This window comes from Novosphingobium sp. (assembly GCF_027486195.1).
In the GTDB taxonomy this organism is placed as follows: domain Bacteria; phylum Pseudomonadota; class Alphaproteobacteria; order Sphingomonadales; family Sphingomonadaceae; genus Novosphingobium.
On the sequence record NZ_JAIXPP010000030.1, the window covers coordinates 53,556 to 75,679 of the forward strand.

At 64.8% G+C, this 22,124-nt stretch carries 17 protein-coding genes; 10 read left to right on the forward strand and 7 right to left on the reverse strand.

The genetic code is table 11. The features are described from left to right. Window positions 1-4 precede the first annotated feature (4 nt). Both Q0071_RS06440 and Q0071_RS06445 read right to left on the reverse strand, forming a co-directional pair. Window positions 5-2,389, reverse strand: coding sequence for a glycogen/starch/alpha-glucan phosphorylase (locus tag Q0071_RS06440; protein ID WP_298166543.1), 2,385 nt, complete (start codon window positions 2,387-2,389; stop codon window positions 5-7). 286 nt (window positions 2,390-2,675) lie between these two features. After that, window positions 2,676-3,176, reverse strand: a complete 501-nt coding sequence (locus tag Q0071_RS06445) for a RidA family protein (protein ID WP_298166510.1) — start codon at window positions 3,174-3,176, stop codon at window positions 2,676-2,678. Between the two features lie 200 nt (window positions 3,177-3,376). Here Q0071_RS06445 and Q0071_RS06450 point away from each other — a divergent pair, with 200 nt between their 5' ends. The 5 genes from Q0071_RS06450 to Q0071_RS06470 all read left to right on the forward strand — a co-directional run bounded on the left by Q0071_RS06450 (window position 3,377) and on the right by Q0071_RS06470 (window position 9,647). Next, window positions 3,377-3,820, forward strand: a complete 444-nt coding sequence (locus tag Q0071_RS06450) for a cytochrome c (protein ID WP_298166512.1) — start codon at window positions 3,377-3,379, stop codon at window positions 3,818-3,820. Between the two features lie 37 nt (window positions 3,821-3,857). Next, the gene (locus Q0071_RS06455; protein WP_298166513.1) at window positions 3,858-5,447 is read left to right on the forward strand and encodes a flavin monoamine oxidase family protein; all 1,590 of its coding nucleotides are present in this window, start codon (window positions 3,858-3,860) and stop codon (window positions 5,445-5,447) included. A gap of 65 nt (window positions 5,448-5,512) precedes the next feature. Beyond that, window positions 5,513-6,514: an NADPH:quinone oxidoreductase family protein gene (locus Q0071_RS06460; RefSeq protein WP_366886159.1), complete on the forward strand. Its 1,002-nt coding sequence runs from the start codon at window positions 5,513-5,515 to the stop codon at window positions 6,512-6,514. Window positions 6,515-7,088: 574 nt separating this feature from the next. Beyond that, on the forward strand, window positions 7,089-7,955 hold the full coding sequence (locus Q0071_RS06465) for a p-hydroxycinnamoyl CoA hydratase/lyase (RefSeq protein WP_298166515.1): 867 nt from the start codon (window positions 7,089-7,091) through the stop codon (window positions 7,953-7,955). 288 nt (window positions 7,956-8,243) lie between these two features. Further along, window positions 8,244-9,647, forward strand: coding sequence for a M20/M25/M40 family metallo-hydrolase (locus Q0071_RS06470; protein WP_298166517.1), 1,404 nt, complete (start codon window positions 8,244-8,246; stop codon window positions 9,645-9,647). Here the strand turns inward: Q0071_RS06470 and Q0071_RS06475 are convergent. Further along, on the reverse strand, window positions 9,628-10,245 hold the full coding sequence (locus Q0071_RS06475) for a TetR family transcriptional regulator C-terminal domain-containing protein (RefSeq protein ID WP_298166519.1): 618 nt from the start codon (window positions 10,243-10,245) through the stop codon (window positions 9,628-9,630). The genes Q0071_RS06470 and Q0071_RS06475 overlap by 20 nt on opposite strands. A gap of 69 nt (window positions 10,246-10,314) precedes the next feature. On the opposite strand from Q0071_RS06475, the gene Q0071_RS06480 reads away from it, so the two are divergent. The 3 genes from Q0071_RS06480 (at window position 10,315) to Q0071_RS06490 (ending at window position 14,203) form a co-directional block, all read left to right on the forward strand. Further along, window positions 10,315-11,493: an aromatic ring-hydroxylating dioxygenase subunit alpha gene (locus tag Q0071_RS06480; RefSeq protein WP_298166520.1), complete on the forward strand. Its 1,179-nt coding sequence runs from the start codon at window positions 10,315-10,317 to the stop codon at window positions 11,491-11,493. A gap of 150 nt (window positions 11,494-11,643) precedes the next feature. Further along, entirely contained in the window at window positions 11,644-13,260 is a 1,617-nt protein-coding gene (locus Q0071_RS06485) for an NAD(P)/FAD-dependent oxidoreductase (protein ID WP_298166522.1), read from the forward strand. Between the two features lie 70 nt (window positions 13,261-13,330). Further along, window positions 13,331-14,203 carry a TSUP family transporter gene (locus Q0071_RS06490; RefSeq protein ID WP_298166524.1) on the forward strand — a complete coding sequence of 291 codons (873 nt, stop codon included), beginning with the start codon at window positions 13,331-13,333 and terminating at the stop codon, window positions 14,201-14,203. Here the strand turns inward: Q0071_RS06490 and Q0071_RS06495 are convergent. Then, the gene (locus tag Q0071_RS06495; protein WP_298166526.1) at window positions 14,200-14,385 is read right to left on the reverse strand and encodes a hypothetical protein; all 186 of its coding nucleotides are present in this window, start codon (window positions 14,383-14,385) and stop codon (window positions 14,200-14,202) included. The genes Q0071_RS06490 and Q0071_RS06495 overlap by 4 nt on opposite strands. Beyond that, window positions 14,382-15,671, reverse strand: coding sequence for an amino acid permease (locus Q0071_RS06500; protein WP_298166528.1), 1,290 nt, complete (start codon window positions 15,669-15,671; stop codon window positions 14,382-14,384). The genes Q0071_RS06495 and Q0071_RS06500 overlap by 4 nt, the downstream gene beginning before the upstream one ends. 155 nt (window positions 15,672-15,826) lie before the next feature. Here Q0071_RS06500 and Q0071_RS06505 point away from each other — a divergent pair, with 155 nt between their 5' ends. Further along, the gene (locus Q0071_RS06505) at window positions 15,827-17,422 is read left to right on the forward strand and encodes a tetratricopeptide repeat-containing sulfotransferase family protein (protein ID WP_298166529.1); all 1,596 of its coding nucleotides are present in this window, start codon (window positions 15,827-15,829) and stop codon (window positions 17,420-17,422) included. A 150-nt stretch (window positions 17,423-17,572) separates the two neighbouring features. Further along, window positions 17,573-19,960, forward strand: a complete 2,388-nt coding sequence (locus tag Q0071_RS06510) for a TonB-dependent receptor (protein ID WP_298166530.1) — start codon at window positions 17,573-17,575, stop codon at window positions 19,958-19,960. A gap of 195 nt (window positions 19,961-20,155) precedes the next feature. Here Q0071_RS06510 and Q0071_RS06515 read toward each other — a convergent pair whose 3' ends face one another. Continuing rightward, window positions 20,156-20,827, reverse strand: a complete 672-nt coding sequence (locus Q0071_RS06515) for a response regulator transcription factor (RefSeq protein ID WP_298166545.1) — start codon at window positions 20,825-20,827, stop codon at window positions 20,156-20,158. A gap of 106 nt (window positions 20,828-20,933) precedes the next feature. Next, window positions 20,934-22,103, reverse strand: a complete 1,170-nt coding sequence (pobA, locus tag Q0071_RS06520) for a 4-hydroxybenzoate 3-monooxygenase (protein ID WP_298166531.1) — start codon at window positions 22,101-22,103, stop codon at window positions 20,934-20,936. Between the last annotated feature and the right edge of the window lie 21 nt (window positions 22,104-22,124).

A 22,124-nucleotide genomic window follows, 5' to 3' on the forward strand; every position in this document is an offset into this window, starting at 1 on the left:
GTGATCAAGTCAGAGCTCCCCAGATCTCGCGCGCATATTCGCCGATGGTGCGGTCGGACGAGAACCAGCCGACATTGGCGATGTTGCGGATAGCCTTGGCGCGCCACCCGGCCTGGTCTTCCCACATCCGGTCCACCTTGCGCTGCGCCGCGTGGTAGCCGTCGAAATCGGCCGCGACCATGAACCAGTCGTGGTCGTAGATCCCGCCCATCAGGGAGGCATAGCGCGTGGGATCATCGGGCGAGAACACGCCCGTCGCGATGGCCGAGACTGCCTGCTGCAATTCGCGGCTGCCTTCGATCACGGCGCGCGGATTGTATCCCCCGGCGCGCTTTTCTGCCACTTCATCGGCAGTGAGGCCGAAGATCACGATGTTGCCATCGCCCACCCGGTCCTTGATCTCGACATTCGCGCCATCAAGCGTGCCGATGGTGAGCGCGCCGTTCAGCGCAAACTTCATGTTGCCGGTGCCGGAAGCTTCCATCCCCGCCGTGCTGATCTGCTCCGAAAGGTCGGCTGCCGGAATGATCCGTTCCGCCTTCGAAACGTTGTAGTCCGGCATGAACACGACCTTGAGCAGCCCGCCCACCGAAGGATCGGCATTCACCCGCCGCGCGATGTCGCTCGCCAGTTTGATGATCAGCTTGGCGTTGTGATAGCTTGAAGCTGCCTTGCCGCCGAAGATCTTCACGCGCGGCACCCAGTCGCGCTCCGGATGGCTCCTGATCTGGTCATAGAGCGCCACCGTCTCGATCAGATTGAGCAGCTGGCGCTTGTATTCGTGGATGCGCTTGATCTGCACATCGAACAGCGCATCGGGATCGAGACGAAGCCCCATGGTCTGGCGCACATAGGCCGCGAGCGCGACCTTGTTGGCCCGCTTCACTTCGGCAATCCGCTCGCCCAGCGCAGCATCATCGGCAAAGGCATTGAGCTCCGCCAGCTTCTCGGCATCGTCGAGAAAGCCCGGCCCGATCGCATCGGTGATCACGCTGGTGAGGCCCGGATTGCACTGCTGCAACCAGCGCCGCGGGGTCACCCCGTTGGTCTTGTTGTTGATGCGCGTGGGGTAAAGCCCATGCAGGTCCGAAAAGACTGTAGACTTCATCAGTTCGGTGTGGAGCGCCGCCACCCCGTTCACGCTGTGCGCGCCCACGAACGCAAGGTTCGCCATGCGCACGCGCCGTTCGCCCGCTTCGTCGATCAGGCTGATCGCCGAAATTGCGCGGTCGTCGGCTCCGCTCTTGCGCGCCTCGCGCAGCACGCGGCTGTTGATCGCGTAGATGATCTGCATGTGGCGCGGCAGCAGCCGTTCGAACAGCGGCAGCGGCCAGCTCTCCAGCGCCTCGGGCAGCAGGGTGTGGTTGGTATAGCCGACCGTCCGCCGCGTCACGTCCCACGCCTCGTTGAAATCGAGCCCGTGGAGATCGACCAAAATCCGCATGATCTCGGCCACCGCCACCGCCGGGTGCGTGTCGTTCAATTGGATCGCGGCCTTGTCGGGCAGGCTGGCAATATCGCCATACGTCTGCACGTGGCGGCGCACGATGTCCTGGATCGAGGCGGAGGTGAAGAAATACTCCTGCCGCAGCCGCAGTTCCTGCCCGGCGGGGCTGGAATCCGCCGGATAGAGCACGCGCACCAGCGTTTCGGCACGCACTTCTTCGGCCAGCGCACCGGTATAGTCGCCCGCATTGAAGGCATCCAATCGGATGGGATCAAGCGCGCTCGCGGTCCACAGCCGCAGCGTGTTTACCCGCTTGCCGCGCCAGCCGACCACCGGCGTATCGACTGCGGAAGCTTCGACCTGCTCGGCCGGGATCCATTCCACCCGGTCGCCCTTGTCCACCACTTCGCCGCCGAAGCCGATGCGGTAAGCGCTCTCGCGCCGGTCGAATTCCCAGGGATTGCCGTGGCTCAGCCAGGTCTCCGGCAGTTCCACCTGCCAGCCGTCATCCAGCCGCTGGCGGAACATGCCGTTCACATAGCGGATGCCATAGCCGTAAGCGGGGATATCAAGGCTCGCGAGGCTTTCCATGAAGCACGCCGCCAGCCGCCCGAGCCCGCCATTGCCGAGCGCGGCGTCCGGCTCCAGATCCTCAATGGTCGAAAGATCGAACCCATAGGAGCGCAGCGCCTTTTCCATTTCGCGCGTCAGGCCCATGTTCGAAAGCGCATCGCGCAGCAGACGCCCGATCAGGAACTCAAGGCTTAGGTAATAGACCCGCTTGCCGCCCGCCTCATACGTCCGGTGCGTCGATTCCATCCACTGGTCGATCACCTTGTCGCGCAGCGCGAGGACGGTTGCGGTAAACCAGTCGTGCGGGGTCGCGGAATGGACGTCCTTGCCCACGCGGTGCCGCAGAACGTCGAGAATATGGGCCTGCATATCACCCGCCTCGGCGCGCGAGGCGCTGGCAGCGGGCTTGTCACTCTGGTCGAGGCGCACGGATCGTCACTCCCCCTGATCGGATGCGGCTTGGCACGGGCTTCTGCGGCGGCCCTCGCTCTGGCGTCCCAATGGTGTCCGGCCTCTCCCGGTGCTTGCCTCGCAGACTAGGCGAGGGATGTCACCGGCGGCAAGCCACCACGTGCCGCCTAAGAGACCGAAGCGGGGCGGCTGTCCAAAGGAATACGTTTGCAATCGTTCCTTGGCGTTCCCGCTGCCGCCCGCCTCAGCGCTTCTTCGCGGCGACAGCCTCGATCTCGATCAGGAAATAGGGGCCGGCCAGCGCCGCAACCTGAAAGGTCGATCGCGCCACGGTATTGGGGTTTTCGGCCGTCTTGAAGAACTGCTTGAAGCCTTCGTTTGCCCCGGCAAAGTCCATCTTGCCGAGCTTGGGATCGGCCACCACGAACAGCGTCAGCTTGATCACGTCCGACATCGCATAACCGCGCGCCTCGAGGATCGACTTGATCTTGGCGAGCGCGCTGATTGTCTGCGTTTTCGTGTCGCCGAGGTCCTCGATCGATTTCACGTCGGCAAAGGTCTTGGCCGGATCGATGGGGGAGGCGAGCTGCCCCGAAAGATAGAACAGGTCCGTCCCCGCCTTCACGTCCGCCCCGTCGAGGATCAGCGCCTGCGGATTGCTTTGCACGCGGGTTACCTGCGCTGCTGCAGGATGGGCGAATGCAAGCGCGGCGAAAGCCAGCGCGGAAAGAAGCGTGAAGCGCATCGGTGGTCCCCTTCAAACAGCGCCGCAGCAAGCGGCGGGTTCGGCGGCGACCATACGCGACAATTCGCAGCCGCAAAAGCGGCTGAATGCCCCAATGGTCAGGGCCGTGCGCGTCAATCCAGCAACAATTTGCATTGACGGCGCTGCAATGCAGCATAGCTTGGCGCAATACCGACGGTAGCAGGAGTGGGACCACGACCTTGCCGGGATATCGCCATACGTCTCTTCTTGCCGGCGCGCTTGCTCTGGCCGCCGCACTCGCGTTCGCCGATTCTGGCGCCGCGCAAGACCGTGGCGGCGCTTCCACGGTCGAGGTTTCGGACGAGGGCAGGGAGCTTTACGAGCAGATTTGCCAGTCCTGCCACATGGCCGATGCGAAGGGCGGCGGGGTCCCCGGCGCGATGTTCCCCGCGCTCGCCGGCAATCCGCGCCTTGCCGATCACGATTATGCCAGCATCGTCGTGCTCAAGGGGCGCGGCGGCATGCCGTGGTTTACGGATATTCTCACCCGCCCCCAGATTGCCGCGGTGATCAATTACGTGCGCGGTCACTTCAATGGCTATCCCGATGCGGTGACGGTCGCCGATCTCGACCGCATCACCACCGCCAATCCGCCGGTGCCCGATTGCAATTGCGGCCACTGATGTCCCGCCAGAGACTCACGCTTTCAAGGTGCCCTGCATGACCGAACCGATCCTGCCGACAACCCGCCGCGATCTCCTCACCTTGATCGGCAAAGTCGGCGGCGGTGCAGCGCTCTATCAGGCGATGACGGTGATGGGCCACGCGGCGGAATCACAGTTCACCGGCCCGCCGGGGCTATCCGGTGCGAAGCGCGGCGCTTCGGTCCTCGTGCTCGGCGCGGGGCTTGCCGGCATGCTGGCGGCCTATGAACTGACCAAGGCGGGCTACAAGGTCCAGATCCTCGAAACGCAAAACCGCGCGGGCGGCCGCAACATGACCCTGCGCGGCGGCGATGTGGTTACCGAACTCGGCTCGGTCCAGAAAGTCGGCTTCGCGCCCGGAAACTACATCAACCCCGGCCCCTGGCGCATCCCGCACCACCACCGGACCGTGCTGCACTATTGCAAGGAACTGGGCGTCCAGCTCGAACCCTATATCCAGAACAACACCAACGCCTTCGTCCACCGCAAAAGCGCTTTCGGCGGCAAGCCGCAGCGCTACCGCGATGTGGTGACCGACTGGAAGGGCCACGTCTCCGAACTGCTCGGCAAGGCGCTCCATGCAGGCGCGCTCGATCAGGCTGTCACGGGCGAGGACAAGGCCAAGCTGCTCGAGGCGATGCGCAGCTGGGGCGTGCTCGACAAGAACATGGCCTATGTGAAAAGCGAGAAGCTGGGCGAGCAGCGCGGCTGGCAGCGCCCGCCGGGCGGCGGGGTAAACGGCGAGCCGATCCCCAATGATCCCTTCAGCCTCAGCGATACGCTCGACAGCAAGATCTGGGAAACGCTTGGCTTCTTTGCCGAGCACGTGATGCAGCCCTCGATGTTCCAGCCCAAGGGCGGCATGGACCATATCGGCAAGGCGTTTCAGGCCCGCGTCGGCAAGCTGATCCGCTATGGCACCCGCGTGACGAAGATCGCGCAGGATGATCGCGGCGTCACCGCCTCGTGGACCGATGCCAAGACCGGCGCGACCGGCGAAACGCATGCCGACTGGATGGTCTGCACGATCCCCGCCACCGTGCTCGGCCAGATCGATATTCAGGTCTCCGATGCCAAGAAGGCCGCAATCAAGGCGCTGCCCTATGGCAATTCGGTCAAGATCGGGCTCGAAATGAACCGCCGCTTCTGGGAGACGGAGGACGCGATCTATGGCGGCAGCTCGTTCACCGATCAGGCCATCGGTCTCGTCAGCTATCCCAGCCACGGCGCCTTCAGCGATGGCCCTGCCGTGCTGCTCGGCGCCTATCCGTTCGGCGTCGGCGCCTATATCCTTGCGGGGATGACACCGGAGAAGCGCATTCAGGCCGCGCTCGATCAAGGCGCAGTATTCCACCCCGCGCACTACAAGTCCGAATTCCGCAGCGGCGTTTCGCTCGCGTGGAGCCGCATGCCCTGGATTCTGGGCTGCTGCGCCACCTGGACCGAGGAAAGCCGCGCCGCGCATTACCAGAACCTTGTCTCGCTGGATGGCCGCATCGTCCTCGCGGGGGAGCATTGCTCCTACTACGGCTGCTGGCAGGAAGGCGCGCTGCTCTCCTCGCTCGATGCGATCACCCGCCTGCACCAGCGGGCATCGGCGGCCTAGGGCTGAACGGGTCTGGACGGCGCGGCGCGGCTGAGGCATCGCGAGCGGCGGGAGAACAACCGCCAATGACCATGCTGCCCTCCGTAATGCGCGTCCTCGAAGTGTCCGCGCTGGCCCCCGATCTCGCCGGCGTCGGCCTTGCCGAGCGGCCCGTGCCGCAGCCGGGGGCGGGGCAGGCGCTGGTCCGCATCGAAGCCGCCTCACTCGGCTTTCCCGATCTACTGATGACCGAGGGGCTCTATCAGGCCAAGCCTGCGCTGCCTTTCGTGCCCGGTATGGAAGCCGCTGGTGAAGTCGTCGCGGTGGGCGAGGGCAGCCGCTGGGCGGTGGGCGACAAGGTGATCGTCGCGACCTTGACGGGCGCCGTGGTGCAATACGGCGTCTTTGCCGATGCCGCGCTGCTGCCACTGCCCGCTGGCCTGTCCTATGCCGAAGGCGCATCGCTGCGCGCCGCTTATATCACCGCCTACACTGCCATCGCGCGCATCGGTCAGGCCCAGCCGGGCGAGGCTCTGGTGGTCCACGGCGCTGCGGGCGGGGTCGGGCTCGCCGCCGTCGACCTCGGCAAGGCGCTTGGCCTAACGGTTATCGCGGTCGCCTCCAGCGCGGAAAAGCGCGAGGCGATCCAGCGCCTCTATACGCCCGATCATGTGCTCGCCGGCCCCACCGGCCTGCGCGAGCAGATCCTTGAACTGACCGGCGGGCGCGGCGCAGATCTCGTCTACGATCCGGTTGGCGGCGATGTGTTCGATGAGGCCTGCCGCTACACCGCATTCGGCGGCCGCCTGCTCGTCGTGGGCTTTGCCGGCGGACGCATCGCCGAGGTGCGCACCAACATTCCGCTGATCAAGGGCTTCTCGGTCGTCGGCGTGCGTGCGGGCGAATATGGTCGCCGCTTTCCGTCGCGCGGCGCGGAAGACATGGCCGCGATCCTGGGGCTGGCAGGCGAGGGCCGCATCCGCCCGCATGTACATTCAGCCGTGCCGCTGGCCGATTGGCGCGAGGCCTACCTCGCCATGCGCGAACGCCGCGTGATCGGGCGCACGGTGATCCTGCCCAACGCTTAAACTCTCCCCACCTCGTCATTCCCGCGGAGGCGGGAAACCAGATAGGCTGGCGCGGCGTTTGCGGCTCTGGGTTCCCGCCTGCGCGGGAATGACGAAGTCTGGAGGGAGGAGCCAGATGAATGTAGCAGGCGGCCCGCACACTCTCTCGGAACCAGACCAAAAAAAGGGGCCACCCGTTGCCAGGTGGCCCTTGAAAGTTTGGGAGAGGATGCCTGAAAGGCGTGTTCTTAGTGCGCCCCACCCCGAGTCTTCGCAAGTGCGAAACGCGGGGTAGCAGTTGCAATAATTGCAATTCAGGCACGGAAAAGTGCCGTTTCAAGCGATTTCAGAGGGGGAATTTTGCATTATTATCAATTGCTGCATTCGTATGCAGTGATCGTTCACAGGGTTTAGTGCATCCATCCTGTCCTTTGGTGCAGGTTTTGCGTCCGTTGCGGTTGTAACCACCTCGTAGGCCCGAATTCATGCTTCCCCACCTCTCGACAGGCTCACATTGCACCGACTCGTGAAGTGTTATAGGGTATAACCCACAAGCCCATATTCACTTGACCTGCTACACTCGAGAGGACCCGCCGTGACCGACCAGACCCCGATTGCCCCCAAGCCGGACCGCGCCGAGGAAGACACCGTTGCCTTCTGCGTCGACGATGGCATCGCATGGGTGGCCTTCAATCGGCCGGAGAAGCGCAATTGCATGAGCCCGAAGCTCAACCGCCGCATGAAGGCGGTGCTGGAAGAACTCGAATTCCGCGACGACGTGCGCGTGCTCGTGCTCACCGGCGAAGGCGAGGCATGGACTGCCGGCATGGACCTCAAGGAATACTTCCGCGAGACCGAGGCGCTCGGCCTCGGCGCGATCCGCAAGTCGCAGCGCGAAAGCTACGGCTGGTTCGAACGGCTGCGCTGGTATGAGAAGCCAACGATCGCGATGATCAACGGCTGGTGCTTCGGTGGCGGCTATGGCCCGCTGTTTGGCTGCGACATCGCGATTGCCAGCGAAGACGCGCAGTTCGGCCTGTCTGAAATCAACTGGGGCATCCTCCCCGGCGGCGGCGCATCCAAGGTCGCGCAGGAACTCATGCCCTTCCGCAAGGCCATGTACCACGCGATGATGGGCGAAAACCTCACCGGCAAGCAGGCCGAGGAACAGGGGCTCGTCACCGAGGCCGTTCCGGCTGAAAAGCTGCGCGAACGCGTGCTCGAGATCGCCAACGTGCTGAAAAAGAAGGACAGCCACGCCCTGCGCGCGACCAAGTGGACGATGCGCCGCATGGTCGACATGACCTACGACAACGGCCTCGAATACCAGATCCGCGCGCAGGAAGCCCTCCACAGCTTCGGCGGCGCCGCCGCGCGCAAGGAAGCCACCCGCCAGTTCCTCGACGAGAAGAGCTTCAAGCCGGGGCTGGAAACTTTCGACGTGACCAAGGTGAAGGGCTGAGTGCAGGGGCGGTATAGCCCGCCCCAAACTACCGAACCGAACCAAACCCCAAACCTCGTCCCAAACCTCGTCCCAAACCTCGTCATTGCGAGGAGCGAAGCGACGAAGCAATCCAGAGCGGTTTTGCATTGACGCTCTGGATTGCTTCGCTGCGCTCGCAATGACGAAGGTCTGGGAGTAGCGCGCGCCGTTGCACTCCCCGCTCAGACCGCGCCAAGCTCAAGAAAACATCTTGCGCACGCATCCATACCCCGCCAGCAAGGCTCCGCATCAGGAGCCTGCCACCCCATGACCAAGTTTCGTTTCCATCTCGCTTCCATCCTCGCGCTCGCCCCGCTGCCTGTGCTGGCCGCCGCGCCTGCCGGCTATCCCGCTGCCGAAGCGCAAGTGCTCGATCTGGCAACGAAATCCATCGCCATCCGCTCGGTGCGCGGGGAGAACAACCGCACGATCGACGTTGCCAATCTCTACAAGCAGGCGCTGATTGCGGGCGGCTGGGCAGCGACGGATATCGAGATCACGCCGGTGGACGATACCGCCTACATCATCGCCACCTGGCAGGGCAGCGATCCCAAGTTGAAGCCGCTGGTTATCTCTGGCCACATGGACGTGGTCGAGGCCAAGCCTGCGGACTGGCAGCGCGATCCCTTCACCCCGGTGGTCGAAGATGGCGTGCTCTATGGCCGCGGCGCGACCGACATGAAGTTCAACGGCGCCGTCGCGCTGTCCTCGCTGATCGAACTGCGCCGCTCCGGCTTCAAGCCGCGCCGCAGCATCGTCATCGAATTTTCGGGTGACGAGGAAACGGTGATGAAGACCACCGGCCTGCTCTCCGAAAAGCTCAAGAACGCCGAACTGGTGATCAATGCCGATGCCGGCGGCGGCAAGCTGGATGAGGAGACCGGCAAGCCGATCTACTGGTCGTGGGACGGCGCGGAGAAGACTTACGGCGATTTCAAGCTCGAAGTCACCAACCCGGGTGGCCACAGCTCAGCCCCGCGCCCGGAAAACGCCATCGTTCAGCTCGCGCAGGCGCTGGTCAAGGTGGGGGCCTACAAGTTCCCCGCCGAACAGAACGCCTTGACCAAAGGCTATTTCGCGCAGGCCGCCGCGTTCGAACCCGATCCGAAGATCGCCGCCGCAATGCGCGCCTTTGCCGCGAACATCGCCGACGAGAACGCTATCGCCGTGCTGCGCGCCAATCCGGCCACGGTCGGCAAGGTCGGCACCACTTGCGTGCCCACCATGGCCGATGCCGGCCACGCGCTCAACGCGCTGCCGCAGCGTGCGGCGGCCTTCATCAACTGCCGCATCTTCCCCGGCCACACCCTCGTCGAGATCCAGAACGAGCTCGCGCGCGTGATCGCCATGCCCGAAGTGAAGATCATCGACGTGACCGAAGGCTCGTTCGAAACCGATGCTTCGCCCATGCGCGCGGATTTTGTCACCGCTTCGACCAAGGCGATCCGCAAGGCCTGGGGCAAGGACATCGCCGTGGTCCCTTCGCAAAGCTCCGGTGCGAGCGACAGCATGTATTTCCGCCGGCTGGGCATTCCCGCTTATGGTGCCAGCCCGCTGTTCACCAAGGACAGCGAGGAATTCTCCCACGGCCTCAACGAACGCGTGCGGCTGGAAAACATCCGCCCCGGCGTGACTTACTACCTGAGCCTGCTCACCGATCTGGCGAAATAAGGGTATCGAGGAAGCGGCGCGCAATATCGCCCGCTTCCTCGGCGCTGAAGCAGCCGGGCGAAAGGCACAGCTCCAGCCACAGCCCGTCGAGCAGCGCGCTCACCGCAATGGCCGCGCGCCGCCGCTCGGTTGCAGGCACGCCGCAAGCGCCGAGCAGCGCCTCCAGCCGCGCGCGCGATCCGGCATATTGCTCGTCGTGCTGCGCGGCGATGGCGGGCCGCGCGGTGACGAGGCTCCAGAACGCGATCCAGGTGGCCAGCAGCTGCGGATCGGCAATTGCCGGTGCGAAAGTCGTCGTCACGAACGCATCGAGCCGCGCGCGCGGATCGGGCCCTGCCGCCTCCACCGCATGGTCCAGCGTCTCGCCCACAGCCCCTTCGACATGGGCGTAAGTCGCCGCAACAAGCGCTTCGATTCCTGAAAAATAATGGCTGACCAGGCCGGGCGAAACGCCCGCTTCCACCGCGATCGCGCGCACGCTCACCCCGGCTGCGCCGCCGCGCGCCATCACCCGCGCGCAGGCCTCGATCAGCGCGAGCCGCCGCGCGTCGGGGCGGGTCCGGCGGAAGGCGGGCTGATGCGGGGAGGGCGCTTTCATCTTGCGTATCCTAATCGTTGTTGTACGATCGTCCAACAAGCATTTTATTGACCCCCTTGGAGATTCGGTATGGGCCACCAGTCTGCGTTTCCGGCGCTTTCCGCCAGCGAGCACGATCCTGATGCGGACTGGAGCCTGCCCGGCTGGCTCTACACCGATCCCGAATATCACGCGCTCGAGATGGAGCGGGTGATCCGCCCTTCCTGGCAGATCGTGTGCCATGTGAACGAGATCCCTAACCCGGGCGATTGGCGCACCATCGACTACATCGGTGAGAGCGTGATCGTGCTCCGCGGCGATGATGGCGAAGTGCGCGCCTTCACCAACGTGTGCCGCCACCGCGCGATGCGGCTGGTCGAAGGCACTGCAGGCTGCGCCAAGAAGCTCGTCTGCCCCTACCACGCCTGGGTCTACGAGACGGACGGGCGCCTCACCGGCGTTCCGATGAAGTCCGATTATCCCGCTCTGAAGCTTGAAGAAAACGGCCTCGCCCCCGTCGCGCTCGAAATTTGGCGCGGTTTCGTCTGGGTCTGCCTCAAGCCCGGCGTGTTCCCCACGCCCAGCGCAATGATGGCCCCGCACGAGGCTGAAATCGCGCCCTACCGGTTCGAGGACATGCAGCCGATGGGCACCATGCGCCTGCGCCCGCGCGAGGTGAACTGGAAGAACGTCGGCGACAACTATTCCGATAACCTCCACATCCCTGTGGCGCACGACGGCCTCACGCGCATCTTCGGCAAGTCCTACCAGATCGAGGCGGATGATTGGGTGGACCGCTTGAAGGGCGATCTGGTCGACAGGCCCTCAAGCCTGTTCTGGGAACGCTTCTATCAGGCCCACCTGCCGCGCGCGGAGCACTTGCCCGAGGAAAGCCAGCGCCGCTGGCTCTACTTCAAGCTCTGGCCCAACATTGCCTTCGATATCTACGCCGATCAGATCGATTTCATGCAGTGGCTGCCGATCAGCCCCACCACCTGCCTGCTGCGCGAAATGGCCTATGCGCTGCCAGACCAAAGCCGCACGATGAAGCTGGTCCGCTATGCCAACTGGCGGATCAACCGCGTGGTCAACAAGGAAGACACCTGGCTGATCGAGCGCGTCCAACAGGGCATGCATTCGCAAACCTACGGCGCCGGCCCCATCGGCAAGAGCGAGGTCTGCCTGCGCAGCTTCGCCCGCAAGATCCGCGCGCTGACCCCTGAGGCAAGGCTGCACAAGGCTCCGCCGGCGGGGTGGTCGAAGGCTTGAATAGCCTTCCCCCCTTCAGGGGAGAGGGTTGGGAGAAGGGAACAAACGCCCCACTCCCCTCTCAACTCCGGCTAGCGAGCAAGCTCGCAAGCCTTCGTATCTCTCCCCTTAAGGGGAGAGAGCATAACATTGAATAACGGGAGTAATCGCATGTCCAATCGCTACGACGCGATCATTATCGGCGGCGGCCACAATGGCCTCACCTGCGCCTTCTATCTTGCCCGCGCCGGCATGAAGGTCCGCGTGCTCGAACGGCGCGACATCGTCGGCGGCGCCTGCGTGACCGAGGAATTCCACCCCGGCTTCCGCAATTCGACCGCCAGCTACACCGTCAGCCTGCTGCGCCCCAAGGTGATCGCGGACATGAAGCTGCACGAGCGTGGCTTCCGCATCATCGAGCGCACGATCAGCAACTTTTTCCCGTTCGAGAACGACTACCTCAAGCTCGGCGGCGGCGCAGGCCGCACCGAGGCGGAGTTCGCGCGCTTCAGCAAGAAGGACGCCGAGGCCTACCAGCACTATGACGCGGCGCTGGAAAAGGTCGCTGGGGTGCTGCGCGATATCGCGCTGAAAACGCCGCCCAATGTCGGCGGCGGCGTCCGCTCGCTGCTCTCGGCGGCGCAGCAAGGCTGGCCGATTGCGGGCCTCGGCCTCGATGTGCAGCGCGATCTGCTCGATATCTTCACCAAGTCCGCGCGCGATTTCCTCGATGGCTGGTTCGAAAACGACTATGTGAAAACCGCGTTCGGCTTCGATGCCGTCGTCGGCAACTACGCGGGCGTTTCCACCCCCGGCTCGGCCTATGTGCTGCTGCACCACGTGTTCGGCGAAGTGAACGGCAAGTTCGGCGCGTGGGGGCATTCGGTCGGCGGTATGGGCGCGATCACGCAGGCCATGGCCCGCGCCTGCGCCGAATATGGCGTGGAAATCAGCCTCGAATCTCCGGTTTCGAAGGTCCTCGTCAACAACGGCAAGGCGGAGGGCGTGAAGCTCGAAAGCGGCGAGGAGCTCTATGCGCCCACCATCGCTGCCAACGTCGGCCCCGCGCTGCTCTATCGCCAGCTGGTCGACAGCAGCGACCTCGACGCCGATTTCAACCGCCGCATCAAGAACTACAAGACCGGCTCGGGCACGTTCCGCATGAACGTCGCGCTGTCAGAGCTTCCCGATTTCACCGTGCTTCCGGGCAAGGAAAAGGCCGAGCACCACACCGCCGGCATCATCATCGCGCCGGGCATGGACTACATGGACCAGGCCTTCATCGATGCGCAGCAGTTCGGCTGGTCGAAGAAGCCGATCATCGAGATCAAGCTGCCCACCACCATCGACGACAGCCTCGCCCCTCCGGGCCAGCACATCGCCAGCCTGTTCTGCCAGCAGTTCTCGCCCGAGCTGAAAGACGGCCAGAGCTGGGACGACGTGCGCGAGAAGGTGGCGGACCTCATCATCGACACGGTCAACGACCACGCGCCCAACTTCAAGAACGCGGTCATCGCGCGGCAGATCCACTCGCCGCTCGATCTGGAGCGCAAGTTCGGCCTGATCGGCGGCGATATCTTCCACGGCAACATGGGGCTCGATCAGCTCTGGGCCGCGCGCCCCGTGCTCGGCCACGGTGATTATCGCTCGCCGATCAAGGGCCTCTACATGTGCGGCAGCGGCACCCACCCCGGCGGCGGCGTCACCGGCGCGTCGGGCCACAACGCTGCGGCAGAAATCATCCGCGATCGCGGCACGCTGTGGAAGGTCCTCCACCGCGCGAAGTGAATGATGCCAAGCCATTGCAGCGCCGCCACATTCGTCTAGCCTCGCGCCTTCGGGGCAGGGGGAAGACGATATGCTGGCGGCGCTTCTGGTTTTGCTCGGGCTGACCGCCCTTTTCTATCTGTTCGTGCTGCTGCGTGCCGCGATTGCCCAGCGCATCGTGCCCGGCGCCGAAGCCGCGCTGCTCGGTGCGGTTACCAATTTCTTCGATACGCTCGGCATCGGCTCGTTCGCGCCCTCCACGGCATGGGTGAAGTTCCGCCATCTCTTGCCCGACAAGCTGATCCCCAGCACCTTGCTGGTGGGGCATACCGGGCCTTCGATCATGCAGGGGATCATCTTCCTGCTGCTGCTCGGCGCAGACGTCGATCCGGTGCTCCTCGTCGGTTGCATCCTGTCCTTGCTCGCGGGTGCCCTGCTCGGAGCGCAGCTGGTCACCCGCGCTGCGGTCTGGCTGGTGCAGCTCACCGTCGCGCTCGGACTTGTCATTGCGGCGACGATCTTCCTCGCCATCAACCTCCACCTCATGCCGGGCGGCGGCAGCGCCTCCACCTTGCCATTTCCGCTGATGCTGCTGGCCTTCGCGGTCAATTTCACGCTCGGCGTGCTCGTCAATTTCGGCATCGGCAACTATGCGCCCACGCTGATCATGTTCAGCCTGATGGGCATGGACCCGCGCTATGCGTTCCCGGTCATGGCGGGCAGCGCGGCCATCGCCGGCGCCGGGGCGAGCATCAGCCACATCCGCATCGGCGAGATCGACCTCAAGGTCGTCACCGGCATCATCCTCGGCGGCCTGCCGGCGGTCCTTGTCGCTGCCTTCGTGGTCAAGAACATGGACGTTGCCATGCTGCGCTGGCTGGTGATCGGCGTGGTCTACTATGCCGCCGCCGTCATGGCGCGCTCGGCGTGGACCGGCCACCAAGCGCGCCCGTCAGCCGCCTAGACCGCTGCGATCAACGACATCACGAACTCAACCAGAAACTCCAGCACCACCGGCAGCAACTGGATGCCCAGTTGCACGATGAGCCAAAGGGCCCACAGCGTGATCGTGCCTGCTATGATCCAGTGCTGTTTGAAATAGTAGAGATAGCGCAGCCACAACCGCTTCCACCACCGCGCTTTCATGCCGCCGCCAGCTCCTGCCCCCGCCGCACCGCGAGGTACACCGGCACGCCCGCCAGCACGAGCCCCAGCCCGTAGCCCACCGCGCTCGCGCCCAGGCCCCAGGTTGCCCAGCCGATGAACGCCGCGCCGCCCAGCGCCATCACGATCAGCCCGCGCTCCTGCGGCAGCAGGCGAATCGCCGCCAGCATGCTCATGAAATAGGCCAGCATCCCCGCCGCCAGGCTCACCGAGGCGATGAACTGGAAGAGGTCGCCAAGGCCCCGACCATAGTTGAGCAAGGTCACCGCGCTCAGCAGAGCCGAGGAGACCACGTGCGCGCGCACCGGCGTCCCACGCTTTCCGTCAGCCGCGAACCACTGCGGAAAGACCCCGCCGCGCGCCATCGCCTGCGGCATTTCGCCCTGCAGCAGGATAAACCCGTTGAGCGTGCCGAACGCGCTGATCGCAGCAAATACCGCCACCACCGAAGCCATGTTCCCGCCAAACGTCCGGCCAAGGAAATCCGCCACCGGGGCCGGGGAAGCCGCCGCCTCGGCTGCCGGCATATAGGCCCAGAACGCCAGGCTGATCCCGAAATAGACCGCCCCCGTCAGCAGCACGCCGATGATCGTGGCGAGCGGCACCACACGCGCCGCATTCTCCACTTTGCCGGCAGGGACGGTCGCGGATTCAAGACCAAGGAAGCCCCAGAACGTCAGCCCCGCTGCTGTCGCAATCGCCCCCGGCGCGATGGAGACGGGCGGCTGCACCACGCGCGGCGTCCCGCTTGCGGCAAACCACAGCGCAAGGCCGATCAGCAGCACCAGCGGCAGCAGCTTGAGCGCTGTCGTCACTACCGAAAACGCGCCTGCCGCGCGCACGCCGCGGATGTTGATCGCGGTCATTCCCCACACACAGGCCACGGCAAGCAGGGCAGGCACGCCGGGAGTCTTGCCGATCCACGGCACGACAAGGCTGAGATTGCTGACGACCGCCACGGCAATCGCGCCGTTGCCGCTCCACAGCAGAACCCAATAGCTCCACGCCGCGATGAACCCCGCAAAAGGCCCAAACGCCGCCTGCACATAAGCATAAGGCCCGCCAGACCCCGGCAGCCGCGCCCCCATCCGCGCAAAAGCGGCGGCAAGGCAGGTCGCTCCGGCAATCGTCACCATCCAGCCGAGCAACTGGTTCGTGCCCAAGGGTGCCAGTGTGGAAGGCAGCAGATAGATGCCGGAGCCGACCATGTTGCCCACGCACAGCGCGAGCACCATCCAGAAATTGAGGCCGCGGGGCTTTGCCGTCATGAAGTTACTGATCCTTCCCGATCCCCCCTTCGTCCCCCACTTCGTCATTGCGAGCGAAGCGAAGCAATCCAGAGCGGCCCGCACTGCGCTGGCCAACCGAATTTTGCAGACTAACGCTTGATCGCGCCGCGTCACGCGTGTTTGTTGCGCGCACAATGGCCAGCCCCCCTGAACACGTCCGCAGCTACGATCCCCGCCTCGTCCGGGCCGCCATGGCGATGAACGCCAATGTGCTGCACGAGGCCGAGCCCTTGCTGCGCGCGCTGCTCAAGGAAAACCCGTTCGATGTTCGCGCGATCCGCCTGTTCGCGGAACTTGCCGGGCGCATCGGCCGCTATCAGGATGCGGAGAACCTGCTGCGCCGTGCCATCGAACTCGCCCCCGATTTCACGGCCGCGCGCGCCAATCTCGCGCTCGTGCTCTATCGCACCGAACGTGTGACCGAAGCGCTCGAGGAACTGGCGCAGGTCACCACCGAGGATCCCGACAATCTCGGCAACGCCAACTTGCAGGCCGCCGCCTATGGCCGCATCGGCGAGTTTGACGAGGCGCTCGCGCTCTATGCCCGCGTGCTGGCGGAAGCGCCCAACCAGCCGAAGGTCTGGATGAGCTACGGCCACTTGCTCAAGACCGTCGGGCGGCTGGACGAAGGCGTGGCTGCCTATCGCCGCGCGCTCGCGATCCAGCCGGGCCTCGGCGAAGTGTGGTGGAGCCTCGCCAACCTCAAGACCGTGCGCTTCAGCGACGAGGACATGGCCGCCATGCGCGCCGCGCTGGCTGACGAGAAGATCAGCCCGGAAGATCGCTGGCACCTCGATTTCGCGCTCGGCAAGGCGCACGAGGACCGCGCGGAGCCTGATGCCGCCTTCACGCACTATGCCGCCGGAAACGCGCTCAGGAAGAAGCGCCTCGCCTACAAGGCGGCGGACACCACCGCCGCCGTCGATGCCGCCATCGCGGTCGCCACACCCGATCTCTTCGCGCGCCATGCCGGTGCCGGTTGCCCCGCGCCCGATCCGATCTTCGTTCTCGGCATGCCGCGCGCGGGCTCCACGCTGATCGAGCAGATCCTCTCCAGCCACAGCCAGGTCGAAGGCACCAGCGAACTGCCGGATATCGGCATCCTCGCCCGCACGCTCGAGAATTACCCGCACGACCTTGCCGCGATCGATCCCGCACAGCTCAGGGACCTTGGCGAGCAATACCTCGAACGCACCCGCGTCCAGCGCCACACCGCGCGTCCGCTGTTCATCGACAAGCTGCCGAACAACTGGCTCCACGCCGCCTTCATCCGCCTGATCCTGCCGAACGCGAAGATCATCGACGCGCGCCGCCACCCGCTTTCGTGCTGCTTCTCCAACTTCAAGCAGCACTTCGCGCGGGGGCAGGGCTTTTCCTATTCGCTGGAGGACATGGGCACGTACTACCGCGACTATGTCCGCCTCATGGCCCATCTCGATCGCGTCATGCCGGGCGCGGTCCACCGCGTGATCTACGAACGCATGGTCGACGATACCGAGGCCGAAGTGCGCGCGCTGCTGGATGCCTGCGGACTTCCGTTCGAGCCCGCCTGCCTCGCCTTCTACGAAACGGAGCGCGCCGTGCGCACGCCCAGCTCCGAACAGGTCCGCCGTCCGATCTTCCGCGAAGGCACCGAAGCCTGGAAGCCGTTCGAACCGTTCCTCGATCCGCTCAAGTCCGCGCTGGGTGAGGTGCTGGCCGCCTATCCCGCTGCCCCGCAAGGGTGGTGAGGGGGCGTAGCTGGCGCGGGCAATATTACGTTGCAAATCGGTCACGCATGCCGGGGCATGGCGCAACATCGCTGAAACACTGTTGAAATTATCGCCAAGTCAGACCACGGTCTTTGCCGTCCCGGGGGACCAAAGAGGTGGGAAAATAATATGAAGACGGCTTACTCGCGCGTTTCGCGCAGCATTCTCATGGCGACCGCAGCGTTCGCGGCACCCGTGGCCCTAGCACAGACCGCCCCTCAGGCCGCCCCTCAGGCCGCCGGCGAAGCCACCGCCGCATCCGATGGCACCGAAATCATCGTGACCGCGCAGAAGCGCAGCGAGAACCTTCAGAACGTGCCGATCTCGATCCAGGCGCTCGGCACGCAGAAGCTCGACCAGCTCAACATCGCCAGCTTCGACGACTACGCGAAGGTGCTCCCCAGCGTCAGCTTCCAGTCGTTCGGCCCCGGCCAGACGCAACTTTCCTTCCGCGGCATCACCAGCGGCGGCGACGGCCTCCACGGCGGTTCGCAGCCCACCGCCGCGCTCTATGTCGACGAAGTCCCCGTCACCACGATTGCCGGCGCGGTCGACCTCCACGTCTACGATATCGCCCGGGTCGAGGCGCTTTCGGGTCCGCAGGGCACGCTGTTCGGCTCGAGCTCGCTTGCCGGCACGCTGCGCATCATTCCCAACAAGCCTGACACCAAGGGCTTCTCCGGCCGCATCGACGTTTCGGGCAACAAGGTCGGCAAGGGCACCGGCGGCGGCAGCGTCGAAGGCTTCGTCAACATCCCGCTGAGCGACCGCGCGGCACTGCGCGTCATGGCCTTCTACCAGCACGATGGCGGCTATATCGACAGCATTCCGGGTAGCCGCACCTTCACGCTGGGTGACGACAATCCGGACACCAACGTCACCGTCAACAACGCGAAGTTCGTCAAGGACAACGTCAACAAGACCGATACCGCCGGCGGCCGTGCCGCCCTCAAGGTCGATCTTGACGACAACTGGACCATCCAGCCCTCGGTGCTCTATCAGCACCAGACGACGCGCGGCTCGTTCCTGTTCGATCCGCGCTACGGCGATCTCAAGGTTACCGATTTCGGGCCAAGCTACAACCGCGATGCCTGGGCGCTCGCGACGATGACCATCAACGGCAAGATCGGCAACTGGGACCTCACCTACGCGGGCGGCTACTTCGATCGCCGGGTCGAGAACAAGGCCGACTATTCGGAATACTCGGTCGCCTACGACCAGTTCCAGGGCGGCTTCTACACCTATTTCGCGACTGCGGACGGCGGCTTCCTCGATCCGACGCAGCAGGTCCACAACCACGACGAGTACACCAAGCAGAGCCACGAACTGCGCATCAGCTCACCCACCGGGGAGCGCTACAAGCTCGTCGCTGGCGTGTTCTACCAGCGCCAGACCGACCGCATCGTGGCGGACTATTACATCAATGGTCTCGCCGGCATTCCCAACTCGCCGGCTGTGCCCAAGGCGGGTGACGACCTCTTCGCCACCCGCGCCTACCGCGTTGACCGCGACTATGCCGCGTTCGCCGATGGTTCGTTCGATATCACCCCGCAGCTCACGCTGGCAGCGGGTATCCGCGTGTTCAAGGTCAACAACACCTTCATCGGCTTCTCGGGCTTCAAGTCGGGCATCACCGCCGGCAACTGCGTGCCCGTCGTCGCTGACGACCGCGTCTGCAACAACTTCGACCGTCAGGCGAAGCAGAGCGGCGAGACGCACCGCGTCAACCTCACTTACAAGTTCGATCCTGACCACCTCGTCTACGCGACCTACTCGACCGGCTATCGCCCCGGCGGCAACAACCGCCGCCCGAACGTGAACCCGTATGTCGCCGATACGCTGGCCAACTACGAACTCGGCTTCAAGACCGCGTGGTTCGATCGCAAGTTCCGCCTCAACGCCGCGCTGTTCTACGAAAAGTGGAAGAACCTGCAGTACGGCCTCAGCCCGGTCGGCTCGTTTGGCGTCACCAACATCTACAACGCGGGTGATGCCCGCGTGTACGGCGCGGAGATGGACTTCAACCTGCGCCTTGGCGGGTTCAACCTGTCAGGTTCGGGCGCGCTGATCGATGGCAAGCTCACCACCGATTTCTGCTCGTTCGATGCCAACGGCAACCCGGACTGCACCCTCGGTGTGGTCGCCGCGCCCAAGGGCACGCCGCTGCCGATCCAGCCCAAGTTCAAGGGCAACATGACCGCGCGCTACGAATTCGATCTGGGCTCGGCCAAGGCTTTCGTCCAGGGCACGCTCAACCACCAGTCGGGCACGCGCTCCTATCTCACCACGAACGAGGCAAACCTGCTCGGCCGGACCACCGGGTTCGAGACGTTCGACTTCTCGCTGGGTGCCAAGGTCTCGGGCTTCGATGTCTCGGCCTTCATCGAGAACGCGTTCGACAAGCGCGGCATCCTCAGCATCAACACGGTCTGCACGCCGTCGATCTGCGGTGCCGGACGGCGGTTCTACCCGATCAAGCCGCAAGTGTTCGGCATCAAGGTCGGTCACGATCTTTAAGGCAGCACTGCTACCAGGAAAGCCCTCTCCCCTTCAGGGGAGAGGGTGCGCGACACTTCCGCGTATCACCAACTCGTCGCCCCGTGCTTGACACGGGGCTTGGCTTTTCTTTGCTGCTGGCACGCCGGAAGAAAAGCCCAACCCCGTGTCAAGCACGGGGTGACGGAAAGCAGGTCAGTATTAGGCCGTCAGAGCCTAGGGCCGGTCCAGCACGTATCCCAGTGAACGCACCGTGCGCAGCGGATAGCCCGCGCCTGCCTCGCGCAGGGCACGGCGCAGGCGGCTGACCCAGGCATCGACAGTGCGTTCGTCGATCGGCTGGTCCTTCTTGCCCAGCGCCCCGATCAGCTGCGCGCGGCTGAAGACGTGGCCGGGCTGTTCCATCAGATAGCGCAGCAGGCGCAGCTCATTGGGCATCAGCGGCACCGGCTTTTCGCGCCAGCGCGCCTGCAGCGCCGTCAGGTCCAGCGCGAGATCGCCCAGCCGCAGCGCGCGGGCAGGGGCCTCGCGCTCGGGCAGTTGCACTGAAAGCACCCGGTCGAGCACCGCACCGCGGTCGATCGGGCCGAGAATGTAGTCGTCCGCCCCGGCACGCAGCGCGCGGCGCTTCGCATCGGCATCGTCCTCTTCCAGCACGAGCGTGATATGCGCCGCCTCGGTCTGCGAATCGCAGCGCAGGCGGCGGCACAATTCCAGTCCGGACAGTTCGGGCAGCAGCCAGCCGATGAACGCCCAGGGGCTGCCATCCAGCAGCGGCAGCGGCGCCATCCAGTTCCAGCGATGAAACACGACGCGCAGATCGCCATGGACAAAGCTGTCATGGCCGCCAGGGAGCAATTCGGTGAGGAGAATGTCGATCTGCCGCATCGGAACCGGTTTCCACATGTTCGGGCAAGTGGCCCGGTCCGGTTCTTTGTCGCCTTAGTGTGACGGCTCCATGACGATATGACAGCGCCCGCTCAACCTGCGAAGGTCAGACCGGCAGCCCCACGTAGTTTTCGGCAATGCTCGCCTGCGCGGCATCGCTCGAAGCGATGTAGTCTAGCTCGGCCACCTGCATCGCGCGTTCGAACGGGCCATCCTCGGGAAAGCGGTGCATCAGTTTGGTCAGCGACCAGCTGAACCGCTCGCACTTCCACACCCGCGCCAGCGCGCGCGCCGAATAGGCCGCCACCGCATCGTTGTCCGCGCGCTTGAAATATCCGCACAGGGCCTCTGCGGCATAATGGACATCGCTCGCCGCCAGGTTCAGCCCCTTCGCGCCGGTCGGCGGCACGATATGCGCCGCGTCCCCGCAGAGCAGCAAGCTGCCGTGGCGCATCGGCTCGAACACATAGGAGCGCAAGGGGGCGATGGACTTCTCGATCGCAGGCCCCCGCGCCATATTCGCCGCTGCCTCAGGCCCCAGCCGCACCGCGAGCTCATCCCACAGCCGGTTATCGCTCCAGTCCTCGATCCGCTCGGTCAGCGGCACATCGATGTAGTAGCGGCTGCGCGTCATGCTGCGCATTGAGGCAAGCGCGAAGCCGCGCTCGTGGTTGGCATAGATCAGCTCGTGATTGCACGGCGGCACATCGGCGAGGATGCCCAGCCAGCCGAACGGATAGACCCGCTCGTATTCGCGCCCGACAGCAGCCGGGATTGCCTTGCGCGAGGGGCCGTGGAACCCGTCGCACCCGGCGATGAAGCGCGCGGTCAGCCGCTCCTCGCGGCCATCGCGGCGGAAGGTGACGGAAGGCGCATCGCTTTCGATATCGTGCAGCGCCACGTCCTCGGCGCCGTAGACCATCTCAAGCCCGCGCCCGGGCGCTGCCTCCATCAGGTCGCGCGTGATCTCGGTCTGGCCATAGACGGTCACGGTCTTGCCGGTGAACTTTGCCACGTCGATGCGGATAAGCCGCTCGCCGTCTGCCAGATTGAAGCCTTCCTCCACCAGCCCCTCGGCCTTCAGCCGCGCATCGAGCCCCAGCCGCTCCATCAACCCCACGGTCACCTGCTCGAGCACCCCGGCGCGGATGCGCGAAAGGACGTAGTCCGGCCGCTGCCGTTCGATCAGCACGCAGTCGATGCCCTCGGTCTTCAGCAGATGGCCAAGCAGAAGGCCTGCGGGGCCCGCGCCGATGATGGCGACCTGAGTGTGCATGATCGTGTCTCCCGAACCGCC